We start from the raw sequence: 13,096 nt of genomic DNA, 5'->3' as shown, positions 1-13,096 counted from the left end.
TTCTAAAACCGTTTGCGGCTTTAGAAGCTTCCTTGTTTTTTTAAAGATCAAGAGTCGTTACTATATCAACAAAGGATTGCTGCAACGGTGTTAAAATATGATCTTTACGCCAGCCGAGCACAAACCCGCCGCTTTCAGGCAGAATCCCTGGCAGGTTGGCATAGCTAAGCTTGCCTAGCTCAATCTCAGCTTTAACCGCCGCTTTAGAACATATACCAACACAATCACTCCCGCTAACTAACTGCTTAATCACTTCTGGAGAATTCAACTCGGATCGGTTCCATAAACGGATTTGATTGAATTGTGCCCATTGATCGGCATACCCTCGTAAACAAGATCCTTGCTCATGCTGAATCCACGGCTCATTGGCAATTTGTTCAGGTGTTAATTTCTCTAGGCCTTCAAATGGATGTCCAGGTGCAAAAATTAGGACAGGTTCATCACGGACAATAAGCTGAAAATCAAAAGATTCGTCCTGCCAATCCGCAGTATGTAAAATGGCCATCTGAATATCCCGACTACGGAGACGCTCACGTAACAAAGCATCGCTTTGAACAGTCAAAGAGTTGTTAATCCCCGGATAGAGTTTCATGAATTGGATTAACACATTAGGTAAAATATAAGTTGCAGGAATAAAACTGGCTTCCAGCTCTAATGTTCCTTTTGAGGGGGAAGAAAATTGTTTAACTGTGCGCTCAGCTTCTGCTGTGAGAGAGACGATTTTGAGGGCGTATTGATAAAGGGCCCGTCCAGCATCCGTAAGCAGCACTCTTCCGCTTCGGTAAAGAAATAGAGGGGTTCCGAGCTCAGCCTCCAGATTCTTCATATGAAAAGAAACAGTTGGCTGTTTAAGGCCTAATTCTGCGGCTACATCGGTTACTTTTTTATATTTTTCAATTAGAACTACGATGTTCAATTTCATAATATTCATGACTTTCCTCCACATAATACTAAGTTGGATTATAAATTATATCTCCATTATAGATTATATCTATACAGATATACACTTTATATTGGTATTTTTTTCGTTCGCTTTACAAAGATAAGAAGTTTCTCTAACGAACGAGCTCTAGAATAAGAAGAGTCAGAGGGGCCAAGAAGTCCCGGACAACATATAACATATGCGTTTGATGAACTTTTACAGTAACCATGCATATGGGGGCCAAGCTCCACAACACCATGTTAAAGCTTTCGAAGCCAGTTTGGTATGAACTGATCAGGGAGCCATGCTAACAAACCATTTAGGAGGAGACAAAACAATGCAATTCAAAAAATCATGGATCATGACTTTGGCTTTAACAAGCGTACTGGCACTATCGGCTTGCGGTAACGGCGGGGCTAACAACACAGGAGGAAACGCTGCAGCAACTAACGAAGGAAGCGGCGGCGCTGAAATAAGCGGTTCGATTCTGGCTTCAGGTTCAACAGCATTACAACCCTTGGTTGAGCTGGTAGCAGAGAATTTCATGGATAAAAACACTGGCGTGGACATTCAAGTTCAAGGCGGTGGCAGTGGTACTGGTCTTACTCAAGTAGCTGAGAAACAAGTAGATATCGGAAACTCTGACGTATTCGCAGAAGAAAAATTAAAAGATGCAGATGCGGAAAAAGCAGCAGCACTCGTAGATCATCAAGTAGCAGTAGTAGCGATCGCAGCAGTATCTCATCCTGATGCTGGTGTGGATAGCTTGACTAAACAACAACTGGTGGACATTTTCACTGGTAAAATCACTAACTGGTCTGAAGTAGGCGGAGCGGATCAAAAAATCCAAATCATCAACCGTCCAGGCAGCTCCGGTACTCGTGCAACCTTTGAAAGCTTTGCGCTTGGAACCAAAACAGAAGATATCCCAGGTTCGATTCAAGAAGATTCCTCCGGTACGGTTAAGAAAATGATCGGTGAAACTCCAGGGGCAATCGGATACCTTGCTCTTTCTTACCTGGATGATTCCATTAAAACACTTAGTCTTGACGGTGTAGAAGCATCTGTTGACAATGTTGTTTCTGGTAAATACCCAGTATGGGCTTACGAGCATATGTACACAAATGGTGAACCTAATGCAACAGTAAAAGCATTCCTCGACTTTTTCTTAACTGACGAAGTGCAAACAGGTGAAGTTGTTGAACTTGGATACATCCCAGCTGTTAAAATGCAAGTTGTTCGCGACGTTGCAGGAACTGTTACCGCTAAGTAATTTAATTCTAGGCAATGTTATTGATTAGAATCTCAAGTGATTAGAGGCGGATACATCTGCCTCTCTTTTCACTTTAGAAAGAGGGAGCAATTGAGGGTGAAACTAAAGAACTCACGATTCGAAAAACATCATATTGAAGATTTTGTTGGACGTACTTATATGTCCTTCTGTGTATTACTGTTGATAACAATCATTGTATCGATGGTATATTTTGTAGCGTCTAAAGGAATTTCAACCTTCACAAGTGGTAATGCTACAGTTTCTGAATTTCTCTTCGGTACAAAGTGGTCGCCTGAAGCGGATACGCCTTCCTTCGGAGCTTTTCCATTTATCTCGGGCTCCTTCCTGGTTACTTTGCTTGCCGCATTGATTGCTAGTCCACTTAGCTTATGCGCTGCGTTATTTATGACTGAGATTGTTCCAGGGTGGGGCAAAAAATTACTTCAACCTGTTATTGAGCTTTTGGCAGGGATTCCTTCGGTAGTATATGGTTTCATCGGATTAAGTGTAATTGTACCGTTTCTTCGCAACAACCTGCCGGGCCAAGGCATCGGGGTAGCTGCAGGCGCGCTTGTGCTCTCGGTAATGATTCTTCCGACGATTACAAGCGTGGCTGCAGACGCGCTGGCTTCATTGCCGCAAAACTTAAAAGAATCTTCCTATGCGCTTGGTGCCACCCGGTGGCAGACGATTTCGCGGGTGATTATTCCAACAACCTTTCCTGCCATTATGACAGGGATTGTATTGGGAATGGCTCGTGCTTTCGGTGAAGCACTCGCTGTACAAATGGTTATCGGGAACGCGCCATTCGTACCAAAATCACTCTTTGAGTCAGCTTCTACCTTGACCAGTGTGATCACACTCGGTATGGGGAACACGACCATGGGCTCACCTCACAATAATGCACTGTGGAGTATGGCACTGGTTCTCATGCTGATGACTTTCGTATTTGTCTTCTTTGTGAGAATGCTTGAAAGGAGAAATAAAATTTGAAGCCGAGAACCGTAAATAAAATTGCCACCAGTCTTATTGTATTTTTCGCGATGCTCATCGTTGTCATTCTACTTGGACTTTTGGGATATATCCTCTTTAGAGGCTTAAGCCATATCAGTTGGGATTTTCTTTTCTCCGCACCGCAAAAAATTCGAGCAGGTGGAGGAATCGGACCGCAGCTATTTAACTCCTTATTCCTGTTAGTACTGACACTTATTATTACAGTTCCGCTTGGACTGGGTGCCGGTATTTATATGGCGGAATATGCTCGTCCCGGTAAGATTACCGGCTTTATTCGCTTGATTGTTGAAGTGTTGTCATCTTTCCCTTCCATCGTAGTCGGCTTGTTTGGTCTATTGCTGATTGTTAACTATTTCAATCTGGGCTTCTCCTTAATCTCCGGTGCGCTGGCATTGACGGTCTTTAATCTACCGCTGATGGTGCGGATTACAGAGCAAGCTTTCCGTAGTGTTCCAAAACAACAAAAAGAGGCTGGTTTTGCACTAGGATTGTCAAAGTGGAAAATTGTTACCTCGGTGTTGTTTCCGGTAGCATTACCTACAATTATTACAGGTACTATCTTGTCCGCTGGCCGTGTCTTTGGGGAAGCAGCTGCGTTGATGTTCACAGCAGGGATGAGTAGTCCAAGATTGGATTTCACCAACTGGAATCCACTTAGTGCGAATTCACCACTGAATCCCTTCCGTCCAGCGGAAACGCTGGCTGTCCACATTTGGAAGGTCAACAGTGAAGGTCTAGCTCCAGATGCTGCACAAATTGCTGCGGGAGCTTCGGCGGTGCTTGTAATTATGGTGTTAATCTTCAATCTGGCAGCACGTTATTTTGGAAGATTTATTTATCGAAAGCTTACAGCTTCAAAAAGAATGAACTAATCATACAAATTAAAGTAGAGATGTAGGAGGAGTAATCGATGGGAACGTCGGCAACAGCAGTGCGTGAATCTTTTCAAACCGAAGACCTGAGTATTTTTTACGGAACATATGAGGCAGTAAAGGGGATAAGCCTTCCATTTGCTGAAAATACGGTTACTGCACTGATCGGCCCCTCCGGCTGCGGTAAATCAACCTTTCTTCGTTCTTTGAACCGGATGAATGACGAAATTTCTGGCTCAAAAACAAAAGGAAGCATCTGGATTGATGGAGTGGATATTAATGCTCCGGGTACGGATGTGATTAAGCTGCGTCAGAAGATCGGGATGGTATGGCAAAAGCCAAATCCGTTCTATAAATCGATTTACGATAACATCGCTTTTGGACCTAAGTATCATGGCATTAAAGGTAAAAAGGCTCTTGATGAGATTGTTGAGAGCAGTCTTCGCAAAGCAGCATTGTGGGATGAGGTAAAGGATCGTTTAAAAGATTCAGCGCTTGCACTTTCCGGTGGACAACAGCAGCGTCTTTGTATTGCTAGAGCGTTGTCGGTTAACCCGCAAATCCTGCTCTTGGACGAACCAGCATCAGCTCTAGACCCGGTCTCCACAGGTAAAGTAGAGGAGCTAATCAAGGAGTTAAAAGAAGAGCTTCGCATCGTTATTGTGACACATAATATGCAGCAGGCAGCTCGGATCTCTGATTATACCGCATACTTTTATCTAGGCTCCCTTGTCGAATATGATAAGACGGATAAAGTCTTTACCAATCCAGAGAATCAAATGACGCAAGAATATATCATGGGCCGATTTGGCTGAAGCTGTGAACATCGTTCTTTCGGGAACGGTGTTTTTTTGTGATTTCAAGAGTTAATATGCAGAGAAACAATAACATCCGAAAGCTTCTGCGAAGTATATCGGTTGTTTTTAAATGAAAATACCTGTGATTCGAATGGTTACTTGTTATTTGCAAAAGGCAGAAAGATGCTGTATCATTTGTGATAATGATTATCATTATTACTATATTAGGGAGGGGATCTTATGACGCAATCTCAACAGACTCAACAGAATAGTGTGGCCGAAATAATAAAAGAACGACGCTCGATTAAGCTTTTTAAAAAAGATCCACTTCCACAAGGCCTTTTAGAGGAATTATTAAATGTAGCGGTATGGGCACCGAATCATGGTGTGCGTGAGCCGTGGAGATTTATTGCTTTTCAAGGGGAAGGTTCGAAATTCCTAGCTGAATCTGCATTTGCTTTTGTAAAACGTGCTATAGCTGATCCAGAAGTGGCTGCTAAACGTAAAGAATATATTTCGAATATTCCATTAACAGTAATCGTAGTGATGCCTGAAGATCCTCGGCAGAGAGAGTGGGACGAGGATTTTGCAGCAGCGTCCGCACTTGTACAGAACTTCCAGCTCGCAGCTTGGGAGCAAGGTGTAGGAACGATTTGGAAGACTGATCCCTACATCAACAACCCTGAATTCCGCACTAAAATTGGTGTGAAGCCCGGCGAAAAAATTGTAGCCATGATCCATGCCGGATATCCGGAGACTGTACCTGACAGCCGTCCACGCACAGACGCTTCGGAGCTGCTGAAGATCGTAGACTTCTTTCCAGAGAATGGCGTAGTGGAATAAGGAAAGTCGAAGGCATTCGTAAATTAAAAGCGTCGAAAGATCAAAAACATCGAAAAAGCGTCGAAAGATCAAAAAGATCGAAAGATCGAAAGATCAAAAACATCGATAGATCATTAGCATCGAAAGATCAAAAAGATCGAAAGATCGAAAGATCGAAAGTATCGTAAAAGCGTCGAAATATCAAAAAGATCATAAGCATCGAAAGATCAAAAGTATCCTTAGGGATGCTTTTTTTGTTGCTTTGACTAGCCGTAGTCGGGTGGGGGGGAGGGCTACTGGGTGCTGATCACGATTCGCTGCCGGTTCCTCTGCTGATGTGGCTCAACCTTCTACTTACTTCCTAGTGATCTCCTACTGACCTCTTGTGGCTTCCTACAAATCTCCGTATCGGACTGTATTGCAGCTATTTGAGCTTTTTGAGTCATTTTGCCGATCTATCGGACCGCATAGCTCTTATTACCATGTAACTGTGCAGAATTGGTGTGGTTATGAGTAAATAGCTGTAACTGGGTCCGATAGCACGTTAATTAGCTGCAAATCTACGAAATAAGGACTCCTCAGTCCGATGCAACGGCGAATATGTGAACTAACTCCAAACTAACCTAAACTAACTAAAGACCCTCAGTATGTTACGGACCGTATAACAGCTATTTGAGCTTTTTTAAGTCATTTTGCAGATGTATCGGACCGCATAGCTCTTATTACCATGTAACAGCGCAGAATCTGTGTGGTTATGAGTAAATAGCTGCAACTGAGTCCGATAACCCGCAGAAAACAATCGAATTTGCATAATAAGGTCATCTGAGTCCGAACTATTGGCAAAAGTGTGCTTACATACTAGCAAAGGCGGCGAGTTAGGCATCGCAGCTGACTGGCTATGGACTCAGTTACAATCACTCTTCACCATTTGATCCAACGGTGGGGAGAAAGTATTTCCTGACGGAGAGGGAAAGGAAAATGAAGTCTGGATCCTAATATGAAACGTTGATCTTAATAAGAAACGTCGATCCTAATATGACACGTCGATCCTAAAGTCAAACGTTGATCCCACCAATTAAATGCAATATATAATGTACATAATGACCGATATAGATTACAATGGTGGAAAATGGAATGCATGACAAACATTAAAAGGGGTTATGGAGTGGGAGAGAACAAAAACATCAAGTTGAAGCTGGCTAGGATCCAAAAGAATCTTTCCCAAGAACAGTTAGCGGAAGTTGTAGGGGTTACACGGCAGACGATCGGCTTGATTGAAGCTGGTAACTATAACCCGACGATTAAGCTGTGCATAGCCATCTGCAAGGCGTTGGATACGTCATTAAACGATATTTTTTGGGAGGATTAGTTGTGAAAGGGCCAAAGATTAAAGATGAACGAATTATCACAGAAATTCAGAAGTTTAGTACGCACGGATTGTTGATTGTGTTAGTGGGATTTATGATTAGCCTTTTGGTAAAAGTATTTATCCTGGAGTGGGACATCAAATATTGGGTTGATACTTTTGGGATTATGCTGTTAGGTTGCTTGTATGTTACCGTTCGTTGTGTCAAAGATGGGATATACCTGCTGCCAAGTAAGGAAGGAGAACTCAAACGGTTTAAGAAGATTCATTTAATATCGGGAGTTATCAGCACAATTATTTGGGCCACACTAACATTTTTGCTTGATTTTAGAGAAGCGGGAGAAGTGGATATTAGAAAAAATATATCGAGTACTCTCGTGGGGTCGGTTGTTTTTTTTGTAGGGATCACTTGGGCGATGTGGTACATAATTAATAAATCCAACAAAAATGCTGACAAGAACATTGAGAATTAAATATTAATATTAAAGATAACTACCTCTTGAAAAACTAATGTCATTAGTTTATATTTAAGCTAATACCATTAGTTTATCGGAGGGGTAAGGATGAGAGTAACACGTGAAGGTCATTTATTGCAGTTGACTTGGATGCCCAATTTTTTTCCAGTGAATTGTTACATTATTGAGGAAAATGATGGATTGACTTTAATAGATGCGGCTATGCCATTTAGTCTAAAAGGAATTATGGAGACTGAAGCGAAGCTAAATAAGAAGCTTACACGCATAATCTTAACGCATGCGCATGATGATCATATTGGGGCACTGGATGGACTGAAAAAGCAACGTCCAGAGGCTCAGGTGTACATCTCTGAGCGAGATTCGGCATTACTACGTGGAGATCGTTCACTTCGGGAAGGAGAACCTCAAACCCCTATTAAGGGAGGCGTGCCGAAGAAGATAGCTACCAAGCCAGATGTCCTTCTCCACGAAGGGGATACCATTGGCTCATTATCAGCGATTCACACTCCAGGACATACCCCCGGCTCTATGTCTTTCCTTGATTCACGCAGCGGTGCTGTAATCGTGGGGGATGCTCTTCAGACCTTCCGGGGTACTGCGGTGGCTGGAACCATCATCCCCCTGTTTCCTTTTCCAGCAATGGCTACATGGAATAAAGCTCAAGCTCTGAATAGTGCGATTAAGCTTCTAGAGTTATCTCCAGCTTTACTTGCTGTGGGTCACGGCAACTTACTTAAAGCGCCAAAGCAAGAGATGGAGAAAGCCATAAGTAAGGCACAAATGATTCAGGATAGGAGTAATTAAATGTCACCTAGAGCAGGATTAGATCGTCACACGCTAGTGATTAGAGCAGCAGAAATTGCCGATGCTGAAGGTATAGAAGCTGTTACCTTGGCTGCACTAGCAGCTAAACTAGGTGTTCGTTCCCCGTCACTATATAACCATATAAATGGCCTGCAGGATTTGCGGACCGGGCTCGCCATTTACGGTTTAGAGTTATTATTTACTTGCATGTCGAACGCAGCTGAGGGATTAAATGGAGATGCTGCTGTACACGCGATGGGCCGGGCATATGTGGATTTTGCTAGAAGTAGACCAGGTTTGTATGAGACTACACTACGAGCGCCTGAACAGGAGAACACGGAGCTTGAAGCGGCTGGTGAGCATATTTTGCAGTTTATAATTCAGGTGATGAAGAGTTATCAATTAGGTGAAGAAGGAGAACTTCATGCCGTAAGGGGATTACGGAGTATCCTACATGGATTCGCCTCTTTGGAGCAAAAGGGTGGATTTGGTATGGCGCTCGATACTAACGAGAGTCTAACCCGCTTGATTAGCACTTTTATAACCGGAATTGGAAATATGAAATCAGATTAAATTAGATCTAGGAGATGATGAACAAATGGGTCAGGAATATGAACAAGGTAGTGTCACCACTTATGGGGAAACAGCAGAGATTATTACGAAATTGGGGATTTTACCGCTTGCTGCGCTGATTCCCGGGCACCCGTCTTTAAACGGCTTAACTAAGCCCGAGAATTGGCATACTGGAACAGATTTAGATCCGTGGTCATGGCGTGCGCAGTTTCCAGGTGAGGGTCTTGCAGGATACGGAAAGTTTATTAAGAAAAAGGCTATTTTGGTCTCAAGGGAGTGGTTCCCGGCATTTGTAGCAGCAGTAGGCAGTACCAAATCTATTGAAGAGCGGTATAAGGATGGGTTGGCTAGTAAAGAAGCTGTGACCTTACTGCAGATTGTTCGTGAACATGAAGGCATTGATACACGTAAACTTCGGGCAGAGGCTGATATGAAGGCAAAAGAAAAGAAAACAGCCTTCGATAACGCGGTTACTGAGCTGCAAGGATCGTTAGATATGGTGATCTCAGGCATCAACCAACGCCTGAATGATGAAGGTGATGTAAATGGTTGGAGCAGCACCTCGTTCGAGACGGTCAGTCACTGGATGTCAGATAACGGTTTATCCGCTTTTGAAGGGGATAGAGAAGAGGCCGTAGCTTGGATACAAACGAAGATGAACGGGGTATGGTCGCCAACAGCAATAGCTTGGACAAACAAAGCATTCTCATGGAATTAATAAAAACGGTTAATCACTGCTCCATAGAGAGTGATTAACCGTAAGCGTTTTCCAATAAAATTATATCCATCACATTAAGGTTCCAACATAGGCGCCAAGTAAGCAATCAGGAAATACAAGAATCCAAAAAGCAGCATAACATAGGCAGTGTATTTAATAGCATTAGATGCAACAATTCTTGAATCTACCGGTGGTTGAATTTCTAGCTGTTCTTCTTCGAGGCTGTCAACTTCTTTGGATACTGGGTCTCTCAACATGATAATCCCCTCCTTGGAAATTCAATCCTTAACTGTATTGTGACATATTTGTGAACGGAAATCAACAATAGTGTGAACAAATAATGAACTTTTATTCAAATTTGGGCATTTTACCACCTGAAATGTTGCTATTAAAACAAAAACAACCCGCTTACTCTCTAATTAGAGAGCTAAGCGGGTTGTTTGAAGTTGGTTCTATCTAGGATCTAACGGGTGTTGTTTAAGCCTTAAGCCCAATCCCCATTACGGAAGATAGGTACTGTTGTTCCATCATCGTTAATTCCGTCAATATTCATTTCAGGTGAGCCCATCATAAAGTCAACATGGGTATGGCTTTGATTCATTCCTTTTTCCAACAGCTGTTCTTTAGTCATCGTAATTCCTTCTTGAATTGTGAAGGCATAAGCTGCACCTAAAGCCAAATGACAGGAGGCATTCTCATCATACAACGTAGTGTAATAAAGAATACCGCTCTCAGAAATCGGAGAGTGGAAAGGCACCAAAGCAACTTCACCAAGATAGGAAGAGCCTTCATCCAGTGCGATTAGTGATGCCAAAGTTTCTGCGCCTTCTTCAGCAGTAAAATCAATCACTTTACCGTTCTCAAAGGTCAGCGTGAAGTTATTGATTAGATTGCCGCCGTAGCTAAGTGGCTTAGTGCTGCTCACTTTACCATTAATACCAGACTTCAGAGGGGCAGTAAACACTTCTTCCGTAGGAATATTGGCTAAGAAAGGGACGCCCTTACCGTTCACAGCTCCAGCCTGACACCAGATGTGTCCTTCCGGCAACTCAATAGTTAAATCTGTACCAGGTGCTGTATAGTGCAGCTTGCGAAACTTACTTTCATTCAAGGAAGCGCAACGAGTTTTGAGTCCATCTAAATGGCGGCTCCATGCTTCAATAGGATCTTCCTGATCCGCACGTGTGGCTTTAAAGATGGCGTCCCATAATAGTTCAACCTGCTGCTCTGATGGAGCGTCAGGGAACACTTTTGCCGCCCAAGAGGCTGATGGGAAGGCAAGGCCGCTCCAGCTCGCATGATTCCCCATTAAGTACTCACGATAAGGTGCTAGGGTCTGCCCAGAAATACGTTGATTATCGGCAATTCTTCCAGGTTCAACGCCTTTTAAAAGATCTGGGTCAGCGGAGATAATGGTTAGAAATGCGGCTCCCTTTTTAGCAAGATCCTCTAATTCATCGGCTTGCCACTGCGGCGGCTCCAGGAAGGAATCAGATGGAGCAAGATCATAACGTGTACGTAATACAACTTCATCACTATAATTTACCTTTACAAGTCTCGCACCGGCTTCATAGGCTTTACGAACCACAAGTCGCACAAGCTCTGCGGATACAATATCTGCATTCACAACGAGTGTCTGACCCGGTTGAATATTAACGCCAATCTTCACGGCCAGCAATGCGTAATTCTCCAGCTTTTGCTTGAAATCCAACATAGTTTCTATTCCTCCCAATATCCTGTATCTCTTGTGTGCTTAAATTAGAACGCCCAGTTTCCATTCAGGAAGACAGGTTCTTCAGTTCCATCAGCAGTTATCCCGTAAATGTTCATCTCAGCTGACCCGATCATGAAATCCACATGGGTTACACTATTGTTGAGGCCATGCTCAATTAACTGCTCTGGATTCATGTCTTTACCGCCTTCTAAACAGAAGGCATAAGCCATACCTATAGCAAGGTGATTAGAAGCATTTTCGTCAAACAATGTGTTGTAATAAAGAATGTTGGATTCAGAAATAGGGGATTTATGAGGAACCAAGGCAACCTCCCCTAAGTATTTCGCTCCTTCATCCATGCTAATGAGGTGCTCTAGCGCTTCTTGACCTTGCTCAGCAGTAACACTTACAATACGGCCGTTCTCAAAGCTAATAGAGAAGCCATCGATGATGTTGCCGCCATGACTAAGTGGCTTTGTGCTTCTTACAGTGCCATTAACACCAGTCTTTAGTGGTGCAGTGAAGACTTCTTCGGTAGGCATATTGGCTACAAAAGAATGACCTTTTGCATTAATGCTGTCTCCTTGTGCCCAGATATGGCCTTCAGGAAGCTCGATGCTAAGGTCAGTGCCAGGTGCTATGTAATGCAGCTTTTTATATTTTTTTGCATTGAGTACATTCGCTTTTTGCTCCAAGGTGTCAAGATGCTCCTGCCATGCAGCTACTGGATCTTCACGGTCAAGACGCACGGTGTGGAAAATGGCTTCCCAGAGTTTATCTACACGTTCTTCGGCTGGAACCTCAGGGAATACTTTATCCGCCCAAGCTTGACAAGGAACAGCTACAATACTCCAGCTCACTTTGTCGGACATTTGCATTTCACGATATTTGGTGAGGGCAGCTCCGCGAACTTTTTGGAAATTGGAGATACGTACTGGATCAATACCTTTAAGTGCATCAGGATCTTCAGCGATCACGTTAAGGATAGCCGCACCTTTTTCGGCGAATTCAGTCATTTCACCTGCGTACCAAGTAGGAGGCTGAGTGAATACCTCTGGCGCAGCGTGTTCAAACTGTTGGCGTGTAATGCTTGCATCACTCCAGTTCACCTTAACTAAACTTGCTCCGATAGCATATGCCTTAGCGGTAATTAGACGTACGAAATCAGCGGCAAGAATCGGTGCATTCACCACTAGAATTTGCCCGGGTTGAACATTAACACCTATTTGTACAGCTAAATCTGCATATTTACTAAGCTTAGCCTGAAAATCAGTCATTGTAATTTCCTCCATTTACTAATAGTTTAGTACTTTACAAGCATTGTACTAAATTATTAACCGCCGGATGAAAAAAGTCAATTACGTGGAATTTACAGTGCAAAGAGAAGGAATTACATTCATTTCAATGATATACTGAAAGGGTAGCTGATTTGATGATAGGAAGGAAGATAAGTGGATGAATTTAGAGATCGTAAGTGCTGAAATGAGCCGTAAAGAAGATAAAAGTTATGTAGGGAGGACTGTATTCACTCTCGAAAATCATAAGGCTCCATATGAAATTACTTTCTTCAGTACAAGAGGAACGGAATGGGATTACAGTCTAAGCTTTGCGGGTGAGCCTGGGAGCGAGGAACAGTTCTTAGAAACGGATGCATTGCTGGAGAATAACGATGATGTGTACAATCAGTTGCTGGATGCTGCACTTGATCAACAAGAAATCGTGGAAGAACAATAATATTATTGATA

The 13,096-nt window shown here is 43.0% G+C and carries 15 protein-coding genes; 11 read left to right on the top strand and 4 right to left on the bottom strand.

Going from position 1 to position 13,096, the window contains the following annotated elements; genetic code table 11:
• Window positions 1-40 precede the first annotated feature (40 nt).
• Window positions 41-931, bottom strand: a complete 891-nt coding sequence (locus NYE58_RS19525) for a LysR family transcriptional regulator (RefSeq protein ID WP_076277595.1) — start codon at window positions 929-931, stop codon at window positions 41-43.
• Window positions 932-1,259: 328 nt separating this feature from the next.
• On the opposite strand from NYE58_RS19525, the gene NYE58_RS19520 reads away from it, so the two are divergent.
• The 10 genes from NYE58_RS19520 to NYE58_RS19475 all read left to right on the top strand — a co-directional run bounded on the left by NYE58_RS19520 (window position 1,260) and on the right by NYE58_RS19475 (window position 9,637).
• The gene (locus tag NYE58_RS19520) at window positions 1,260-2,195 is read left to right on the top strand and encodes a phosphate ABC transporter substrate-binding protein PstS family protein (protein WP_076126671.1); all 936 of its coding nucleotides are present in this window, start codon (window positions 1,260-1,262) and stop codon (window positions 2,193-2,195) included.
• A gap of 90 nt (window positions 2,196-2,285) precedes the next feature.
• Window positions 2,286-3,188 (top strand): phosphate ABC transporter permease subunit PstC, encoded by a 903-nt coding sequence (pstC, locus tag NYE58_RS19515; RefSeq protein ID WP_036687519.1) that lies wholly within the window; start codon window positions 2,286-2,288, stop codon window positions 3,186-3,188.
• Window positions 3,185-4,081 (top strand): phosphate ABC transporter permease PstA, encoded by an 897-nt coding sequence (pstA, locus tag NYE58_RS19510; RefSeq protein WP_076184366.1) that lies wholly within the window; start codon window positions 3,185-3,187, stop codon window positions 4,079-4,081. Before pstC ends, pstA begins: the two co-directional genes overlap by 4 nt.
• A gap of 38 nt (window positions 4,082-4,119) precedes the next feature.
• Window positions 4,120-4,896, top strand: a complete 777-nt coding sequence (gene pstB / locus NYE58_RS19505) for a phosphate ABC transporter ATP-binding protein PstB (protein ID WP_036687516.1) — start codon at window positions 4,120-4,122, stop codon at window positions 4,894-4,896.
• A 222-nt stretch (window positions 4,897-5,118) separates the two neighbouring features.
• Window positions 5,119-5,721, top strand: coding sequence for a nitroreductase family protein (locus NYE58_RS19500; RefSeq protein WP_076143600.1), 603 nt, complete (start codon window positions 5,119-5,121; stop codon window positions 5,719-5,721).
• A gap of 1,144 nt (window positions 5,722-6,865) precedes the next feature.
• Window positions 6,866-7,069: a helix-turn-helix transcriptional regulator gene (locus tag NYE58_RS19495; RefSeq protein WP_036676881.1), complete on the top strand. Its 204-nt coding sequence runs from the start codon at window positions 6,866-6,868 to the stop codon at window positions 7,067-7,069.
• A gap of 2 nt (window positions 7,070-7,071) precedes the next feature.
• On the top strand, window positions 7,072-7,539 hold the full coding sequence (locus NYE58_RS19490) for a DUF6773 family protein (RefSeq protein ID WP_076277594.1): 468 nt from the start codon (window positions 7,072-7,074) through the stop codon (window positions 7,537-7,539).
• A gap of 90 nt (window positions 7,540-7,629) precedes the next feature.
• The gene (locus NYE58_RS19485; protein WP_341002764.1) at window positions 7,630-8,346 is read left to right on the top strand and encodes an MBL fold metallo-hydrolase; all 717 of its coding nucleotides are present in this window, start codon (window positions 7,630-7,632) and stop codon (window positions 8,344-8,346) included.
• Window positions 8,347-8,919, top strand: coding sequence for a TetR/AcrR family transcriptional regulator (locus NYE58_RS19480; protein WP_076190237.1), 573 nt, complete (start codon window positions 8,347-8,349; stop codon window positions 8,917-8,919).
• Window positions 8,920-8,944: 25 nt separating this feature from the next.
• Window positions 8,945-9,637 (top strand): AlkZ-related protein, encoded by a 693-nt coding sequence (locus tag NYE58_RS19475; RefSeq protein ID WP_076281756.1) that lies wholly within the window; start codon window positions 8,945-8,947, stop codon window positions 9,635-9,637.
• A gap of 74 nt (window positions 9,638-9,711) precedes the next feature.
• Here the strand turns inward: NYE58_RS19475 and NYE58_RS19470 are convergent, their stop codons facing one another.
• From NYE58_RS19470 to NYE58_RS19460, 3 genes are all read right to left on the bottom strand, one after another.
• Window positions 9,712-9,894: a hypothetical protein gene (locus NYE58_RS19470; RefSeq protein ID WP_076126661.1), complete on the bottom strand. Its 183-nt coding sequence runs from the start codon at window positions 9,892-9,894 to the stop codon at window positions 9,712-9,714.
• A 227-nt stretch (window positions 9,895-10,121) separates the two neighbouring features.
• On the bottom strand, window positions 10,122-11,351 hold the full coding sequence (locus tag NYE58_RS19465) for an aminopeptidase (protein ID WP_076126659.1): 1,230 nt from the start codon (window positions 11,349-11,351) through the stop codon (window positions 10,122-10,124).
• A 44-nt stretch (window positions 11,352-11,395) separates the two neighbouring features.
• Complete coding sequence (locus NYE58_RS19460; protein WP_038571402.1) at window positions 11,396-12,628, bottom strand: aminopeptidase; 1,233 nt, start codon at window positions 12,626-12,628, stop codon at window positions 11,396-11,398.
• Between the two features lie 178 nt (window positions 12,629-12,806).
• Between NYE58_RS19460 and NYE58_RS19455 the strand changes: the two genes are divergently transcribed.
• Entirely contained in the window at window positions 12,807-13,085 is a 279-nt protein-coding gene (locus tag NYE58_RS19455) for a hypothetical protein (protein ID WP_076126655.1), read from the top strand.
• Window positions 13,086-13,096: the final 11 nt, after the last annotated feature.

It is taken from the genome of Paenibacillus sp. FSL L8-0708 (assembly GCF_038009325.1).
Lineage (GTDB): Bacteria > Bacillota > Bacilli > Paenibacillales > Paenibacillaceae > Paenibacillus_AQ > Paenibacillus_AQ odorifer.
The sequence above is the reverse complement of the archived record's forward strand: the minus strand, read 5'-3'. Positions and strand labels throughout refer to the sequence as shown.

Coding starts and splice junctions, on each gene's coding strand:
- NYE58_RS19525 (WP_076277595.1), bottom strand. CDS start 931: ATGAATATTATGAAATTGAACATCGTAGTTCTAATTGAAAAATATAAA.
- NYE58_RS19520 (WP_076126671.1), top strand. CDS start 1,260: ATGCAATTCAAAAAATCATGGATCATGACTTTGGCTTTAACAAGCGTA.
- pstB (WP_036687516.1), top strand. CDS start 4,120: ATGGGAACGTCGGCAACAGCAGTGCGTGAATCTTTTCAAACCGAAGAC.
- NYE58_RS19500 (WP_076143600.1), top strand. CDS start 5,119: ATGACGCAATCTCAACAGACTCAACAGAATAGTGTGGCCGAAATAATA.
- NYE58_RS19485 (WP_341002764.1), top strand. CDS start 7,630: ATGAGAGTAACACGTGAAGGTCATTTATTGCAGTTGACTTGGATGCCC.
- NYE58_RS19480 (WP_076190237.1), top strand. CDS start 8,347: ATGTCACCTAGAGCAGGATTAGATCGTCACACGCTAGTGATTAGAGCA.
- NYE58_RS19475 (WP_076281756.1), top strand. CDS start 8,945: ATGGGTCAGGAATATGAACAAGGTAGTGTCACCACTTATGGGGAAACA.
- NYE58_RS19470 (WP_076126661.1), bottom strand. CDS start 9,894: ATGTTGAGAGACCCAGTATCCAAAGAAGTTGACAGCCTCGAAGAAGAA.
- NYE58_RS19465 (WP_076126659.1), bottom strand. CDS start 11,351: ATGTTGGATTTCAAGCAAAAGCTGGAGAATTACGCATTGCTGGCCGTG.
- NYE58_RS19460 (WP_038571402.1), bottom strand. CDS start 12,628: ATGACTGATTTTCAGGCTAAGCTTAGTAAATATGCAGATTTAGCTGTA.
- NYE58_RS19455 (WP_076126655.1), top strand. CDS start 12,807: ATGAATTTAGAGATCGTAAGTGCTGAAATGAGCCGTAAAGAAGATAAA.